Origin of the sequence: Roseovarius atlanticus (genome assembly GCF_001441615.1) — a bacterium.
Taxonomy (GTDB): Bacteria; Pseudomonadota; Alphaproteobacteria; order Rhodobacterales; family Rhodobacteraceae; genus Roseovarius; species Roseovarius atlanticus.
Genome location: NZ_LAXJ01000014.1, coordinates 11,952 through 27,243, shown reverse-complemented (window position 1 = coordinate 27,243; position 15,292 = coordinate 11,952). Strand labels below are relative to the sequence as shown.

The window sequence follows — 15,292 nt, the reverse complement described above, 5'->3', positions numbered from 1 at the left end:
AGTAGGGCTTGATCCAGTCGATGCGCTTGCCCTGGTCGCCCCAGAACGCCTCAGGGTCGTTGATCGAGGCGGCGTACATCTCGTCATACTTGGCCGCGTCGACATGGGCGTTGGCCACGAAATCGGCACTGGGCGCATAGGTTTTATCGGACATGGTTCCTCCCTTACGTGGTCTTGAATGTCTTTCAGGCCCGCCCCGCCGGCAAATCGCGGCGGGGGCAGGCGTCCTCCTGGTGGCAGCCTAGGAAGGTTGGCGTCAGATGGCCAGATACTCGGCGCGAAGACTTTCGTTTTCCAGCACCTCTGACGCGGTCCCATCGAAGGCGATCCCACCCGTATCGAGGATGATGCAGCGATCGGCGAGTTCAAGGGCGCGGACGGCGTTCTGTTCGACGAGGATCGTGGTGATGCCCTGTTCCTTGATGATGCGCAGGGTCTTTTCGATCTCGTCGACGATCACGGGGGCGAGGCCCTCGTAGGGCTCGTCGAGCAGCAGGACCTTGATGTCGCGCGCGAGCGCCCGGGCGACGGCGAGCATCTGTTGTTCCCCGCCAGAGAGCGTCACGCCTTCCTGACGGCGGCGTTCCTTGAGGCGGGGGAAAAGCTCGTAGAGTCGGTCGAGGGACCAGCCGATCGGTGGCGCGATCTGGGCCAGTTGCAGGTTCTCTTCCACAGTCAGGCCGGGGATGATGCAGCGGTCCTCGGGGACGAGGCCGATGCCGGCCGCCGAGGCCTCGTGGCTTTTCATGTTGTGCAGCGGTTGGTGGTCCAGCCAGATTTCGCCGTGGTTGACCTGGGGCGTGTCCATGCGGGCGATGGCGCGCAGGGTGGTGGTCTTGCCCGCGCCGTTGCGGCCCAGAAGCGCCAGGATCTCGCCTTCGTGGACGTTGAAGGAGATGTCCTGGACGATGTAGCTTTCGCCGTAATAGGCCTTCATGCCCCAGACCGACAGGAAGGCGGGGGCCGTCTCGGCGTGGTTGCGGTGCTTGGAAAAGTCGGGTTTGACGTTCATTTTTCGGGTCCTCTCAAGCTTGCGCTGTTCGGGTGTTGGGGGCTGAAAGGCCTGTCGCGACCTCGCTCCAGAACGCGGCGTCGCGTCCTGGTTGGGGATAAATGTCCGCTCCGGCACGGCGGAACGGGTTCCTGAGTTCACTGACCGTACCCGTGTCGAGCGCCGTGGTCACCAGATCGCGCAGCGCCTCATGTGCCTCGGGATCCATACCTTGTGCGCTCAGTCTGGCGAGTTCTTTCACGCTGTCCGCCATCAGGTCAGCATCCTGATGGAAGTGTTCCGCCAGGACCTCGAGGCCACGGGTGGCTTCGGGAGAAACGCGCACCGTGGCACCTCAGGCGCTTTCGCCAAGATACGCTTCGCGGACCTTGGGGTGGCCCTTGATCTTGTCGGGCGTGTCCTCGACCAGGGGCGTGCCCTGGGCCAGGACGGTGATGCGTTCGGCCAGGGAGAACACCACGTGCATGTCGTGTTCGATGATGCAGATGGTGATGTCGCGTTCGTCCTTGATCTGTTTCAAGAGGTCGATCGTGTTGTTGGTGTCGGCGCGGGCCATGCCGGCGGTGGGTTCGTCCAAGAGCAGGAGGCGCGGATTCTGCGCAAGGCACATGCCGATTTCCAACCGCCGCTTGTTGCCGCGCGACATGGCCGCGGCGTGGTCGTGGCGGGCATCGGCGAGGTTGAGGCTTTCGAGCATGTCCTCGGCCTGTTCGACGATGTCCTTTTCGCGGGTGGCCTGCCCCAGAGCGTGCATCCGGAAGGCGCCGTCGCGCCGGGCAAAGATCGGGATCATCATGTTTTCCAGCACGCTGAGGTCGCCGAAGATCTCGGGCGTCTGGAACACGCGGGAAATGCCCATCTGGTTTATCTGGTAGGGCTTGCGGCCCAGTACCGACTGGCCGTCGAACATGACCGAGCCGGTGTCGGGGATGAGTTTGCCGATGAGGCAGTTGAGCAGCGTGGACTTGCCTGCCCCGTTGGGGCCGATGATCGCGTGGCAGGTGTTTTCCGCCACGCTGAGGTTCACGTCACCCAGGGCCTGAAGGCCGCCGAAGCGCTTATTGACGTTCTTGACTTCAAGAATACCCATTGTCGTCGCTCCTTATTCGGCCGGGGTGGATTGGGTGGCTTTTTCGTCGTCCGGGTTCGCTTTCTTGCCCCGGAGCAGACGGCCGATGCGCTGTCCGCCCTCGACCAGGCCGCCGGGCAGGAAGATGACCACGGCCATGAAGATCAGGCCGAGCGTCAGGTGCCAGCCCTTGCCGATGAAGGGATAGACGATGGTGATGACGAAATCCTCGAGCCCGTCGGGCATAAAGGCGAACCATTCGTGCAGGATGTCCTTGTTGATCTTGCTGAGGATGTTTTCCATGTACTTGATCGCACCCGAGCCGAGGACGGGGCCGATGAGCGTGCCCGCGCCGCCGAGGATGGTCATCAGCACGACCTCGCCCGAGGCTGTCCAGAACATGCGTTCGGGACCGGCCTGTGTGTCCATCGCCACCAGCAGACCACCGGCGAGGCCGGCATACATGCCCGAGATCACGAAGGCCGCGAGCGTGTAGGGGCGGGCGTTGAGGCCGGTATAGTACATCCGGGTCTGGTTCGATTTCACCGCACGCAGCATGGTGCCGAAGGGCGAGCGGAAGATGCGGATCGAGAGGTAGAAGGCGATGATCATGAACACGGCGGCGATGTAGTAGCCCGCGTTGATGGTAAAGAGCCAATCGCCGAACGACAGGTCGAAGCCCGCGCGCATGTCCATGCCGAAAAGGTTCGCCCGGCCGATCTCGCCCGGCTCCAAGTTCGACAGAAGCGGGCTGTCTGTGGACTTGATCTGAAGGCCCGTCTCGCCGCCGGTGATCGGCGTCAGCACCGAATAGGCCAGCGCATAGGACATCTGCGCGAAGGCCAGCGTCAGGATCGAGAAGTAGATGCCCGAGCGGCGCAGCGAGATATATCCCACGGCCAGCGCGAAGAGGCCCGCGATGATCACGCCGAGGATGATCGCCGGGATCACGTTCAGCGTGACCAGCTTCATCATCCAGATCGCGGCGTAGGAGCCGACGCCAAGAAAGGCCGCGTGGCCGAAGGAGAGATATCCGGTGAGGCCGAAGAGGATGTTGAAGCCGATGGCGAAGATCCCGTAGATCACGAAGCGCTGCATCAGGTCGGGATAGCCCGCGTTGAACTGTGCCATGCCCGAGTTCTCGGGGAACGGGTTGAGGATGAAGGGGGCCAGCAGGGTGATCGCGATGACGATCAGCAGCAGGCGGAAGTCTTTCTTGTCGAGACCGAGCATGGCTTAGTCCTCCATGACGCCCTTGCGGCCCATCAGGCCACGCGGACGTGTCAGCAGAATGATGATGGCAACCAGGTAGATGATGATCTGGTTGATGCCGGGCAGAACCTCGAGCACTTCGCGCATCGAGGCGAAGCTTTCCAGGATGCCCAAGAGGAACCCGGCCAGCACGGCGCCCGGAAGCGAGCCCATGCCGCCCACGACGACCACGACGAAGCTGAGCACGAGGAAATCCATGCCCATGTGGTAGTTGGGCGAGTTGATCGGCGTGTACATGACGCCCGCCAGGCCCGCCACGGCGGCGGCGAGGCCGAACATGATGGTGAAGCGGCGGTCGATGTTGATGCCCAGCAGCTGCACGGTCTCGCGGTCGGCCATGCCGGCGCGGACCACCATGCCGAAGGTGGTGAATTGCAGGAAAGCGAAGACGGCACCGATGATCACGGCCGCGAAGGCGAAGTAGATGATCCGCCAATAGGGGTAGATCACCACGTTGGGGTCGAGCCCCAGCATCGCGCCGAAATCGAACGATCCGCGAAAGGCGTCGGGGGCCGGCGTCGGGATCGGGTTGGCACCGTAGTAGAACTTGATGATTTCCTGAAGCACGATGGCGAGGCCAAAGGTCACCAGGATCTGGTCGGCGTGGGGGCGGTTGTAGAAATGCTTGATCAGCCCGCGTTCCATGATCACGCCGATCAGCATCATCACCGGAATGGCGAAGAGGATCGAGAGCGGCACGGCCCAGTCTATGATCGCGTCCCCGGTGGCCTGTCCAAACCAGTCGTAGACATAGGGCACCTGAACTTCGAGCGGGTTGCCCAGAAAGTCGGTTTGTGTTTCGTCGACGACGGTACGGGAGAGCGTGAGAATACGGCTCAGCGTGACGGCGCAGAACGCACCGATCATGAACAGCGCGCCATGCGCGAAGTTCACGACGCCCAATGTGCCGAAGATCAGCGTCAGGCCGAGCGCGATCAGCGCATAGGCCGAGCCTTTGTCCAGGCCATTGAGAATTTGCAGGATAATGGCTTCCATCGAAGTGCCCCTCGGATTTGCAGAGATGCCGGTTATGGTCACGGACGCGCGCGGGGCGCGTGGTCCGGCTTGCTGGTGGACGCGGGCGCGGCAGGCGCGCCCGCGTCGGATGTTGTCAGGTCAGGCCCATGCGATCAGGCCCGTAGGATCAGGCGCCCGGGTTGCATTCGCCCAGCGTTGCCTCGGCGCCACCCATCTGCGGGTGGTCGGGGGCATAGGTCACCTGGTCGACCGGGGTCACCTCGACGATTTCGAGCAGGTCGAACTCGCTTTCCGGGTTCTCTTTCCCGCGCACGACCAGCACGTCCTTGAAGCACTGGTGGTCCTCGGCGCGGTAGAGTGTCTTGCCGTTGCCCATGCCGTCGAACTCGAAGCCTTCCAGGGCCTCGCCCACGGCGCAGGGGTTGAACGACCCGGCGCGTTCCACGGCATCTGCATAAAGCATCGCCTGGACGTAGCAGGTGTGGGCTGCCTGAGACGGCGGGAAGCCGTACTTGGTGCCGAAGGATTTGACGAACGCCTTGGAGCCTTCGTCTTGCAGCGACCAGTGCCAGTTGGTGGAGCCGAAGATACCCTTCACGTTGGCGCCGGCACCCTTGGCCATCAGGCGGCTGTAGAGCGGAACGACGATCTCGAAGTTCTTGCCGTTCACCTGCTTTTCACGCAGGCCGAACTGAACCGCGTTGGTCAGCGAGTTCACCATGTTCCCGCCGTAGTGGTTCAGGACCAGAACGTCGGCGCCCGATTGCAGCACCGGCGCGATGTAGGACGAAAAGTCGGTCTGCGTCAGCGGCGTTTTCACGGCGGCGACGGTTTCCCAGCCCATGGCCTCGGTCGAGGCGCGCACGGCTTCCTCGGTGGTGTAGCCCCAGTTGTAGTCGGCGGTCAGGTGATAGGCCTTGCGGTCGGTGCCGTAGTTTGCGGCCAGCACCGGCGCCAGGGCGGCACCCGACATGTACGAGTTGAAGAAGTGGCGGAAACCGTTGGCCTTGCGGTCCTTGCCGGTGGTGTCGTTGGAGTGGGTCAGGCCGGCCATGAAGATGATGCCCGCCTCCTGGCAGAGCGCCTGAACAGCCACGGCCACGCCCGAGGACGAGCCGCCGGTCACCATGACGGCGCCGTCTTTTTCGATCATCGACTTGGCCGAGGCGCGGGCCGCGTCGGCCTTCGTCTGGGTGTCACCGGTGACGTATTCGACTTTCTTGCCCAGGATGCCGTTGCCTTGCAGGGCGTTGGACGAGAACGTGTTCATCATGCCGCCGTCGCCGCCGCCGTTCAGGTGCTCGACCGCCAGTTCGTAGGCGCGCAGTTCGTCGGCACCCTCGTCGGCATAGGGACCGGACTGAGGTACGTTGAAGCCCAGCGTGACGGTGTCGCCGGTGGGTTCGTTGGTGAAGGCCGCGGCGGAGCTTGCCGTGAAGATGGTCGGCAGTGCGACGCCGGCGCCCGCGATGGCGCTTGTCTTCAGCAGGCCACGACGCGTGAGGTCAGTTTTGGACATTGAATCCCTCCCTTGAGTGTTTCCGCGGCCGGGGCTCCTCAGGCCCGGCCGGGCGCACAGGTGTGCTGTTGGCATTATTGAAGGGGGGTGAAAACCGTTCAACAACCGCCTTTGGCCAAAGACTTTTTTTGTAAATAAAATCTTCAATGCAGCGCAGAAATCTGTAAATTAGTTTTCCAAACCGCACCGAACACGCTGGATTCAAAGGATACCGCGATGGCAGAGACAGGTATGGCAGGCACGCGCATCCGCCAGCGGCGGCTGGTGGCCGGGTTGAAGCAGGCCGAGTTGGCCGAGGCGGCGGGTATCTCTGCCAGCTACCTCAATCTGATCGAGCACAACAGGCGTCGAATCGGGGGGCGGACGCTGTTGCAGATCGCCGCGGCGCTGAACGTGGAGCCGGCAACGCTGACCGAAGGGGTGCAGTCGCAGCTTCTGGCGGCCTTGCAGGAGGCGGCGGGCGACGGTGAGAGTGGCGGCAATTTCGCCGAGGCCGCGCCGGAACTCGACCGGGTCGAGGAATTCGTCGGGCGCTTTCCCGGCTGGGCCGGGCGGCTGGCCGACCTGGGGCAGCAGCGTGACGCGCTGGAACGCACGGTCAAGGCGCTGAGCGAGCGGCTGGCGCATGACCCGGAACTGTCGGCGACGCTGCACGATGTGATTTCCACGGTGACATCGATCCGGTCGACCGCGTCGATCCTGGCCGAAACGCGCGAACTGGAGCCCGAGTGGCAGATGCGCTTTCACCGCAACATCAACGAGGATGGCGCGCGTCTTGCCGAGGGTGCCGAGGCGCTGATGCGCTATCTTGAGGCCGCACCCGAAGCGGGGGCGGAGGTGACCTCGCCCCAGGACGAGATGCACGCCTTCATGGAGCGCCACGGCTTTACCTTTCCGCAGCTTGAGGGGTGGGGCGCCGAAGCGCGGATCGAGGCGGTCGTTTCCGAGATCGAGCACCGCGCGGCACGGGCGCTGGCACGGGCGGCGTTGACGCAGATACTGGAGGACGCGCGCGCGCTGCCGCGCGACGAGATGGACGTGCTGTTGGCCGCGCACGGCCCGGCACCCGACGCCATCGCACGCGCCACGGGCAGATCGCTCGCCCAGGTCTTTCGCCGCATGGCGACGCTTCCCGAGGACATGGTCGGGCCCGTGGGGCTGATCGTGGTCGACGGCGCGGGGGCGCTGATCCTGCGCAAGACGGTCATGGGGTTCGCCACGCCGCGCAGCGGCGCGGGCTGTGGCATGTGGCCGCTTTACGAGGTGCTGAGCCAGCCCGCCCGCCCGGTGCAGGCGGTGCTGGCACAGGGCGACCTGCGGGTGCGGGCGCTGGCGGTGGCCGAAGAGACTGTGCCGGCGGGCTTTGACAACCCGCCCCTGATGCGGGCCTACATGTTGATCTTGCCAGAGCGGCGTGGACCGGACCGGGCCACGGCACGGCCCGTAGGGGTGACCTGCCGGATCTGCCCCATCGAAGGCTGCCTTGCGCGGCGCGAGGGATCGGTCCTGAAGGATAGGTTCTGAGATATGTTCTTTTGACAGGGCCGAAGAGTTTCGCAATAGTCGTCGGACGGGAAAAGGATTTGATCGGAGGGGAGGCCGGTTGGATGGGCAAGACCGTGCTTCTGATCGAGGACGAACAGAATATCATCGAGGCCGTGAGCTTTATCCTGTCGCGTGACGGCTGGGAGGTGAAGACCCACGCCAACGGCCAGAACGCGATGGAGGCCGTGCGCGCGCGCGAGCCGGACGTGGTGATCCTTGACGTCATGCTGCCGGGCAAGAGCGGTTTCGACATCCTGTCCGAAATCCGGGCCGAGGCGCAATTTGCAAGCCTGCCGGTCCTGATGCTGTCGGCCCGCGGCCAGGCCAAGGACCTTGAGATGGCCGAGCGGGCCGGGGCCAACCGGTACATGACCAAACCGTTTTCCAATGCCGAGGTGCTGGACGCCGTGCGGGCGCTGGTGCCGTCATGAGCCCCGAAAGGGGGCCGGTCTTTCTGGCGCGGCGGGCCTATTTCCAGCGCCGGATGATGGATGCCGCGCGGCTGTTGCCGGTGCTGGGCGCGGGCATGTTCGTGCTGCCGCTGTTGTGGAAGTCGGGCGAGGGCACGCGCACGGTGGTGGTCATGTTCTACATCTTCCTGTGCTGGAGCGCGCTGATCGGGCTGGGCTGGATCGTGTCGCGGCGGTTGTCCGGGCCCGAGGCGCCGGGCCCGCCAGACCGGTCGCGTGCACCGGACGTGCCGGTGGCGGCAGACGGGCCGCAAGAGCGGGTGCGTGTCTCCCGGGAGGGGTGAATGGGCGCGCTCAACGTCATCGTCCTTGTCAGTCTGATCTACGTGGCGCTGCTGTTCTGCGTGGCCTTCGCCGCGGACCGGGCGGCGGCGCGCGGGCGGGGGACATGGCTGCGCTCGCCCATCGTGTACACGCTGTCGCTGTCGATCTATTGCACGGCCTGGACCTTTTACGGCGCGGTGGGTTTCGCCGCGCGGTCGGGGCTGGAATACCTGACGATCTATCTTGGCCCGACATTGGTGATGGTGGGCTGGTGGTGGACCCTGCGCAAGATGGTGCGCGTGGGCCGCAGCCAGCGGATCACCTCGATCGCCGACCTGATTTCCAGCCGTTTCGGCAAGTCGAACGCGCTGGCGGTCTGCGTGACCGTACTCGCCGTGATCGCCTCGACGCCCTATATCGCGCTGCAATTGCAGTCGGTGACCATTTCCTTTGCCGCTTTCGCCGCCGTCGACCCCACCCATACCGGAGAGATCAGCGAAACCGGTGTCGCCCTGTGGGTGGCCATCGGCCTGATGGTGTTCACGATCCTCTTCGGTACGCGCAACCTTGACGCCAACGAGCGGCATCATGGCCTTGTCATGGCCATCGCCGTCGAGGCGGTGGTGAAACTGTTCGCCTTGCTGGCGGTCGGCGTCTTCGTGGTCTGGGGCCTGGCGGGCGGCGTCGAGCAGACGCTGGCGCGGATCGATGCCAGCGCCATCGCCCGGTGGGAGGTGCCCGGCAGCCGCTGGGTGGGTCTGACGCTGTTGTCGGCAGCCGCCTTCATGTGCCTGCCGCGGATGTTCCAGGTGATGGTGGTGGAAAACGAAGACGAGGCGCATCTGCGCACGGCATCCTGGGCGTTTCCGACCTACGTGATGCTGATGAGCCTGTTCGTCGTGCCCATCGCGGCGGTGGGACTGGACCTGAGCCCGATGGGCGCGAATCCCGACCTTTTCGTGCTGACGCTGCCGCTGGCGAACGGGCAGGACGGGCTGGCGGTCCTGTCTTTCCTTGGCGGGTTCAGCAGTGCCACGTCCATGGTCATCGTGGCGGCCATCGCCCTGTCGACGATGGTGTCGAACCACGTGGTCATGCCGGTGTGGCTGCACATGACGGGGGGCAGCGCGGTCATCTCGGGCGACGTGCGGGCGGTGGCGATCCGGGCGCGCCGGCTGTCGATCATGGTGATCCTGTTCCTGGGCTATCTTTATTTCCGGGTGTCGGGTGGCGGCGCGGCGCTGGCGGCGATCGGTCTGATCTCTTTTGTCGGCGTGGCGCAGTTCCTGCCGGCGCTTCTGGGGGGGCTGTTCTGGCGCGGGGCCAACCGGCGCGGGGCGCTGGCGGGGCTGGCCGTGGGCTTTGCGATCTGGATGTACAGCCTGTTCCTGCCCAGCTTCGGCGCGTCGGCGGTGATGCCGCAGGGCTTGTTGGAAAACGGCCCCATGGGGCTTGGCTGGCTGCGCCCTCAGGCGCTGTTCGGGGCGGCGGGAATGGACCCGGTGGTCCATGCCTTCATGTGGAGCCTGTCGCTGAACATCGTGGTCTTCGTCTTTGTGTCGCTGATCAGCTTTCCGCAGCCGGTGGAGCGGTTGCAGGGCGCGCAGTTCGTCAACGTGTTCGACCATTCGGCGCCGTCGGGTGGGTGGACCGGCGGGCTGGCCCAGAGCGAGGACCTGATGATCATGGCGCAGCGGATCATGGGCGCGCAGGAGGCGCAGGCGCTGTTCGGCGAGGCGGCGCGCGCGCAGGGAATGAGCGGCTACCTGCCCGAACCCACGCCCGATTTCCTGAGCCGGCTGGAGCGGTCGCTGGCGGGCTCGGTGGGCGCTGCCACGGCCCACGCGATGATCAGCCAGATCGTGGGCGGCGCCAGCGTGTCGGTGCAGGATCTGATGGCGGTGGCCGACGAGACCGCGCAAATCATGGAATATTCCAGCCAGCTGGAGATGAAGACCGAGGAGCAGGCGCGCACCGCGCGGCAGCTGCGGCAGGTGAACGAGAAGCTGACCCAGATTTCGGTGCAGAAGGACGCCTTTCTGAGCCAGATCAGTCACGAGCTGCGCACGCCGATGACCTCGATCCGGGCGTTCTCGGAAATCTTGCGGGATGGTGGCGAGATGCCGCCCGAAGGGCAGCGACGCTATGCGTCGATCATCCATGACGAGGCGATCCGCCTGACGCGGCTGCTGGACGACCTGCTGGATCTCAGCGTGCTGGAGAACGCGCAGATCGTGCTGAGCCTTCAGGACGGACAGCTGGGCCCGTTGCTGGACCGCGCGGCGGTGGCGGCGGGGCTGACAGAGGGCGGCATGGAGATGCGCCGCGACCCCGAGGCCGAGCGCGTGTGGCTGCACACCGACACCGACCGGCTGGCGCAGGTGTTCATCAACCTGATGTCGAACGCGCGCAAATATTGCGATGCCGATGCGCCCCGGCTGGACATTCGCGTGGCCGAGAGCGACGGACAGCTGCATGTGGATTTCATCGACAACGGCAGCGGTATTCCGGCCAGCCAGCAGGGGACGGTCTTTGAAAAATTCTCGCGGGTGAGCGAGACCAAGGCCGGCGGCGCGGGGCTGGGGCTGGCCATCTGCCGCGAGATCATGGCGCGGCTGGGCGGCGGCATCGACTATTTGCCCGGTCAGGCGGGCGGGGCGTTCCGGGTCTATTTGCCGGTGGGGCGCGGCGCAGCGGCGGAGGCGGCGCAGTAGCGCGGTATAAATCCTATCGTAACCTTCTTGCGGTTAACTGCCGCACATCGCCTGAACAGGGTCGGACCGGAAAAGGGCGCGCGGCCGCGTTTCCAGCGTTGCCGCCGGGTGCAAGAGAAGGGGGCAGGAACAGGTCATGAGCGCAGAGCCCGCCAGCAGCGCATCGGTCATTCACCGCAAGGCCAAGGTGGCCCGTGACGAGTTCGATGCGCGTGAGATGTCGCCGTCGAAGGCGCTGCGCCTGGCGCTGGCCAAGGAAGCGGCGGCGCAGTTCGAACTGCCATTGGTCGTGCGCATGGTCGAACATGAAAGCGTGGCCCTGACCGGGATCGAGGATCTGGCGGGCGACGACGGTCTGCTGATCCTGCTGGACGGTTTGGACGGCCCGCCGGGCGCGATCAAGCTGGACCTGCAATTCGTCATGGCCCTGATCGAGGTGCAGCTGATGGGCGAGGTGCGGCAAGGCGAAGCGAAACCGCGCCCCTTCACCCCTACCGACGCGGCCATCGTGCAGCCCTTGATGGATGCGGTGCTGGACAGCTATGCCGAGCAGGTCAATGCCTGCGACCGGGTGCCGGACGCGGCCCGTTTCCGGTTCGGCGACCGGGTGGAGAACGGCCGCGCGCTGGCGCTGGCGCTGTGGGCGCCGGATTACGATCTTTATCGGCTGAGCGTGGATTTCGGGCCCGGGGCCAAGACCGGGATGATGGAGCTGATCCTGCCCGAACCCCCGCCCGTGCCCGAGGTCGAGACGCCGGGCGGCAACACCCTGGCCCGCAAGCTGGAAGAAAACGCGATGAACGCGCCGGTGATGCTGGATGCGGTGCTGGCACCGGTCCGCCTGCCGCTGCGCGAGATCTGCCGCTGGGCGCCGGGCACGGTGCTGAAGCTGTCGCCGGACACGGTGACCGGCGCCCGGGTGATCGGCGCCAAGGGGCACAAGGTAGCGCCTGCCAGGCTGGGCCAGCTGAACGGGTTTCGTGCCGTGCGCATGGTTCTGAAAAGCGACGCGGAGGAGCTATCGCGGGACCGTCCCGCCGAGGCTGGTGCTGCCGCTGCGCTGGAGGGGCCGGACACGGGCGGCCTGGGCAGGGCGGAGCTTTCGGGCGATCCGATGGGCCTGGACGCGCTGCCTGATTTTCCCGACCTGCCCGCACCGGGCGATACACGGGACGATCCCGGCCTGCCGGAACCGGGCGAATTGGCCGACTTGCCGGACCTGCCCTCGCTGGATGGGGATGCCGGCGGCCTGACGGACCTGCCCGGACTAAGCGTGGATACGGATGGTGACGGCGATTCCGACCTCGACACGCTGGTCGAAGAGGAACTCGCCCGGGCCGCCGCGCGGTTCGAGGCCGATGGCGAGGATGACGAATTGCCGATGCCGGGCGGCCCAAGCCTGGGCTAGGGTAAATCACGCCGCTGACGCGATCTGTTGGGTGCCCGGGTTTCGCGGCGCCGAAGCGGTGTGGGCCAAGGCCGCCCCACATCGCCATCCCAAGGCCGATGCTTCGGAGCGTTTGCGATGCCACAGGACAAGCGCGGGCTCTTCGTTCAATGGGGGGTTACGCCGCTTTTGCGAGGTCCGCCTGCGCGGATCTGCCCAAGCGTTGCGCATTGCGGGCGAAAAGCCGCGAAAAGGCGGCTTTTCGGGACGCGCGCGTCTTCTATTGCGCCGCGGTCTCATGCTATGGTTGTGGCGCGGGACCTGCGGTTACAGTGACCGGACGCGGCAGGTTGCCCCCTGGGAGGAGATGCCATGACACGTTTGACACAGGAAATCAAACAGTTGCACCGACAAATCCTGGACCTGGACGAGGCCGAGCGGTATCGGCTTCAACCGCGGCTGGCGGGTTTGCTGGGCCAGCTGCGCCATGCCGGCGAGCCGGTTCCGTCAGAGATGCAGCGCCTGAACGCGACGCTTCTGGATGAGGCGATTGAGGCACAGTTCGAGAATATGCCGGTCTGAACGCCGCCGTCGCGGCTCAAAACAATTGCGCCGGACCCCGGCAAGAGGGTCTAATCCCCGCATGGTTTGACGCGTACCGGGGCGCAAAAGAGCAGTGTCCGAAGTCATTTACGAGCTGGCCGACGAGGTGGCCGTCCTGCGCTTGTCGCGGGGCGAGGCCAACGCGTTGTCGCCCGCCATGCGACGCGACCTGGCCATTGCGCTGGACCGCGCCGCCGAGGATGACGGCGCACGGGCCGTGGTCCTGACCGGGGCCGGGGACACGTTCTGTTCCGGCGTCGATCTGTCGGAGTTCGACGGGCCGCTGGCCGAGCCCTGGATCGAGGCGCTGACACGCAAGATAGAAGACCACCCCAAACCCGTGGTCGCGGCCCTTGACGGTGCCGCCCTGGGCGCGGGGTTCGAGCTGGCGCTGGCGGCCCATGCTCGGGTGGCGCGAAAGACCTGTCGCGTGGCGCTGCCCGAGGTCAGCCTGGGCTTGATGCCGAGCGGCGGCAGCACGCAGCGTTTGCCGCGTCTGCTCGGGGCGCAGGCGGCACTGGAATTCATGTTGTCGGGACGCCCGCTCGACGCCGGCGAGCCGCGGCTGGCCAAGCTGTTCACGGCGTTGACCGAAGACGCCCCGCTGGCCGCCGCGTTGGCCACGGCCCGGAGGTTTGCTCAGGCGCCCGGTTTTGCACGGGCGCGCGACATCGACCGGGGGTTTTCCGACCCGGCGGCCTATCGCGCGGCGGTCACAGACGTGGCCGCGCGGCTGCGGCCCGGCGACAGCGCCGAGGCCGATATCCTGCGCTGTGTCGAGGCGGCGCAGCTTTTGCCCTACGACCAGGGGGTGCAGTTTGAGCAAGCGGCGTTCGAGGCCTGCCTGGCACGACCGGGGGCGCGCGCGATGCGGCATCTTTATGCCGCCGAGCGGCGGTCGCTGGCCTGGCCCGAGGCGCAGGAGGGCCGCGCGCGCGAGATCGGCACCGTGGTGCTGGCCGGATCGGACCCGGTGCTGGCGGAACTGGCGGTGCATTGCCTGGATCGGGGTCAGCGCGTTGCGGTGCTGTCGCCCGGCCCGGCGGGTGCGGCGGTCGCGGCGCGCGTGCGGGCGGTTTATGAGGGCGCCGTGGCGCGAAAGCGCATGGCGCCCGAGGAGCGCGACGCGCGGCTGGCGCGGTTGAGCCATGGCAGCGATCCGGTGGTGCTGATGGCCGCCGACCTTGTGCTGGACGGCGGCGGCGGTGACCCCGGTGGGGCGGCGGTGCGCAAGGGCGCGGTCTGGTGCCTGGTGTCGGGGCGCGATGGCGCGGCGGCGCGGCGCGCGCAGCTGGGCGCGTCGGTCGAGGTGTTGGCGCTGCGGGCCTATCGCCCGGCCTATGCGCTGCCGCTGGTCGAACTGGCGGTGCCGGACGGTACCGCGCCCGAAGCGGTGATGACCGTGATGCGGTATTTCGCGGGGTCCGGGCGCGTGGTGCTGCGCAGCGCGGACCGCCCTGGCATGATCGGTCACCGCCTGATGGGCGCGGTGCAGCGGGCCGCGCTGGCGCTGATGCGCGCCGGGGCCGATGCGCAAGCGGTCGAGGATGCGGCGCGGCGGCTGGGCTTTGCCCGCGGGCCGCTGGAGCTGATCGAGACGGACGGGATCGGCGTGACGGTGGCGCGGCTGCGGCGGGTTTTCGGCAGCGTGCCGGAACTGGCGCTGCTGGACGCGCGGGCCGATGCGGTGGCCGCCGGCAAGACGCCCGGACAGGGGTTTTACGAGTCCCAGGGCCAGGCGCTGGCCCCGGATCCGGGACTGGCGGGCTGGCTGGAGACCTGGCGCAGCGACCAGAGTGACCTGCCCGAGATGCCGAACATGCCCCTTGAGCGGGCGCTGCACGCGGCGTTGGTGGCCGAAGCCGCGCGGATGCTTGGCGACGGCACCGTGGCGCGGGCCTCGGACGTGGATCTGTGCATGGTGCGCGGCTATGGGTTTGACGCGGCGCGGGGCGGACCGCTGCTGTGGGCCGATATCGGGCCGGAGGTGGGCGGGCCGCTGGGCCTGGTGCGCGCGATGAAGGCGCTGGTACCGCTGGGGCAGGGCCTGTGGACGCCGCCTGCGACGCTGGAGGAGATGGTCAAGTTCGGCCGGCGCTTTTTCGGCGGCGCGGTCAGCTGAGCGCGATTCCAAGCACCACCAGCATCAAACCGATCACCGACAGGAAAAGCGCCCCGGTGTTGACGGGCAGGATCTTTTGCAATGCGGCGCGCAATTCGTCGTCGGACAGGCCGGCGCGGCGGGCCCGGATCACGCGCAGGATGCACCAGACAAGCAGGGCCAGACCGGCCAGCGTGACTGCCGCCCCGAGCCAGATCAGCATTTCCATCAGACGCCTCCGCAATCGACCATCATGGGTGCGTTTGCGGGTAGCGCATCGGGTAGGGCATCGCAAGCGGCGGGGTGCGAAAACGGGCTTGCGGGGCACGGGGCGCGCTTGTAGTCAAGGGGTCCAGCC

At 66.4% G+C, this 15,292-nt stretch carries 15 protein-coding genes; 7 read left to right on the top strand and 8 right to left on the bottom strand.

Annotated features, from left to right (window positions below; translation table 11 throughout):
* From XM53_RS22525 to XM53_RS13580, 7 genes are all read right to left on the bottom strand, one after another.
* A partial coding sequence (locus XM53_RS22525; RefSeq protein WP_144435538.1) for an acetyl-coenzyme A synthetase N-terminal domain-containing protein occupies positions 1–154 on the bottom strand: 154 nt, incomplete at its 3' end.
* A 102-nt stretch (positions 155–256) separates the two neighbouring features.
* The gene (locus XM53_RS13605) at positions 257–1,012 is read right to left on the bottom strand and encodes an ABC transporter ATP-binding protein (RefSeq protein WP_057794219.1); all 756 of its coding nucleotides are present in this window, start codon (positions 1,010–1,012) and stop codon (positions 257–259) included.
* 13 nt (positions 1,013–1,025) lie between these two features.
* On the bottom strand, positions 1,026–1,337 hold the full coding sequence (locus XM53_RS13600; protein ID WP_057794217.1) for a hypothetical protein: 312 nt from the start codon (positions 1,335–1,337) through the stop codon (positions 1,026–1,028).
* A gap of 9 nt (positions 1,338–1,346) precedes the next feature.
* Positions 1,347–2,102 carry an ABC transporter ATP-binding protein gene (locus tag XM53_RS13595; protein ID WP_057794215.1) on the bottom strand — a complete coding sequence of 252 codons (756 nt, stop codon included), beginning with the start codon at positions 2,100–2,102 and terminating at the stop codon, positions 1,347–1,349.
* A gap of 12 nt (positions 2,103–2,114) precedes the next feature.
* Positions 2,115–3,314: a branched-chain amino acid ABC transporter permease gene (locus XM53_RS13590; RefSeq protein ID WP_057794213.1), complete on the bottom strand. Its 1,200-nt coding sequence runs from the start codon at positions 3,312–3,314 to the stop codon at positions 2,115–2,117.
* A gap of 3 nt (positions 3,315–3,317) precedes the next feature.
* Positions 3,318–4,349, bottom strand: a complete 1,032-nt coding sequence (locus XM53_RS13585) for a branched-chain amino acid ABC transporter permease (protein WP_057794210.1) — start codon at positions 4,347–4,349, stop codon at positions 3,318–3,320.
* Positions 4,350–4,497: 148 nt separating this feature from the next.
* Positions 4,498–5,850: a substrate-binding protein gene (locus XM53_RS13580; protein WP_057794208.1), complete on the bottom strand. Its 1,353-nt coding sequence runs from the start codon at positions 5,848–5,850 to the stop codon at positions 4,498–4,500.
* A gap of 216 nt (positions 5,851–6,066) precedes the next feature.
* Between XM53_RS13580 and XM53_RS13575 the strand changes: the two genes are divergently transcribed.
* The 7 genes from XM53_RS13575 (at position 6,067) to XM53_RS13545 (ending at position 14,955) form a co-directional block, all read left to right on the top strand.
* Positions 6,067–7,374 carry a helix-turn-helix domain-containing protein gene (locus XM53_RS13575; protein WP_057794206.1) on the top strand — a complete coding sequence of 436 codons (1,308 nt, stop codon included), beginning with the start codon at positions 6,067–6,069 and terminating at the stop codon, positions 7,372–7,374.
* An 83-nt stretch (positions 7,375–7,457) separates the two neighbouring features.
* Complete coding sequence (locus XM53_RS13570) at positions 7,458–7,826, top strand: response regulator transcription factor (protein ID WP_057794204.1); 369 nt, start codon at positions 7,458–7,460, stop codon at positions 7,824–7,826.
* A complete protein-coding gene (locus XM53_RS13565; RefSeq protein WP_201455421.1) occupies positions 7,823–8,149 on the top strand; it encodes a hypothetical protein in 327 nt (108 codons plus the stop codon). The genes XM53_RS13570 and XM53_RS13565 overlap by 4 nt, the downstream gene beginning before the upstream one ends.
* Positions 8,150–10,843 carry a sensor histidine kinase gene (locus XM53_RS13560; RefSeq protein ID WP_057794202.1) on the top strand — a complete coding sequence of 898 codons (2,694 nt, stop codon included), beginning with the start codon at positions 8,150–8,152 and terminating at the stop codon, positions 10,841–10,843.
* Between the two features lie 136 nt (positions 10,844–10,979).
* A complete protein-coding gene (locus XM53_RS13555; protein ID WP_057794200.1) occupies positions 10,980–12,251 on the top strand; it encodes a FliM/FliN family flagellar motor switch protein in 1,272 nt (423 codons plus the stop codon).
* Between the two features lie 351 nt (positions 12,252–12,602).
* Positions 12,603–12,812, top strand: a complete 210-nt coding sequence (locus tag XM53_RS13550) for a hypothetical protein (RefSeq protein WP_057794198.1) — start codon at positions 12,603–12,605, stop codon at positions 12,810–12,812.
* A gap of 94 nt (positions 12,813–12,906) precedes the next feature.
* On the top strand, positions 12,907–14,955 hold the full coding sequence (locus tag XM53_RS13545; RefSeq protein WP_057794196.1) for an enoyl-CoA hydratase/isomerase family protein: 2,049 nt from the start codon (positions 12,907–12,909) through the stop codon (positions 14,953–14,955).
* On the opposite strand, the gene XM53_RS13540 is transcribed toward XM53_RS13545, so the two are convergent.
* Positions 14,948–15,163, bottom strand: a complete 216-nt coding sequence (locus tag XM53_RS13540; protein WP_057794194.1) for a hypothetical protein — start codon at positions 15,161–15,163, stop codon at positions 14,948–14,950. The two genes, XM53_RS13545 and XM53_RS13540, sit on opposite strands and share 8 nt — an antisense overlap.
* Between the last annotated feature and the right edge of the window lie 129 nt (positions 15,164–15,292).

Coding starts and splice junctions, on each gene's coding strand:
- XM53_RS13540 (WP_057794194.1), bottom strand. CDS start 15,163: ATGGAAATGCTGATCTGGCTCGGGGCGGCAGTCACGCTGGCCGGTCTG.
- XM53_RS13595 (WP_057794215.1), bottom strand. CDS start 2,102: ATGGGTATTCTTGAAGTCAAGAACGTCAATAAGCGCTTCGGCGGCCTT.
- XM53_RS13555 (WP_057794200.1), top strand. CDS start 10,980: ATGAGCGCAGAGCCCGCCAGCAGCGCATCGGTCATTCACCGCAAGGCC.
- XM53_RS13570 (WP_057794204.1), top strand. CDS start 7,458: ATGGGCAAGACCGTGCTTCTGATCGAGGACGAACAGAATATCATCGAG.
- XM53_RS13560 (WP_057794202.1), top strand. CDS start 8,150: ATGGGCGCGCTCAACGTCATCGTCCTTGTCAGTCTGATCTACGTGGCG.
- XM53_RS13565 (WP_201455421.1), top strand. CDS start 7,823: ATGAGCCCCGAAAGGGGGCCGGTCTTTCTGGCGCGGCGGGCCTATTTC.
- XM53_RS13575 (WP_057794206.1), top strand. CDS start 6,067: ATGGCAGAGACAGGTATGGCAGGCACGCGCATCCGCCAGCGGCGGCTG.
- XM53_RS13550 (WP_057794198.1), top strand. CDS start 12,603: ATGACACGTTTGACACAGGAAATCAAACAGTTGCACCGACAAATCCTG.
- XM53_RS13590 (WP_057794213.1), bottom strand. CDS start 3,314: ATGCTCGGTCTCGACAAGAAAGACTTCCGCCTGCTGCTGATCGTCATC.
- XM53_RS13585 (WP_057794210.1), bottom strand. CDS start 4,349: ATGGAAGCCATTATCCTGCAAATTCTCAATGGCCTGGACAAAGGCTCG.
- XM53_RS13580 (WP_057794208.1), bottom strand. CDS start 5,850: ATGTCCAAAACTGACCTCACGCGTCGTGGCCTGCTGAAGACAAGCGCC.
- XM53_RS13605 (WP_057794219.1), bottom strand. CDS start 1,012: ATGAACGTCAAACCCGACTTTTCCAAGCACCGCAACCACGCCGAGACG.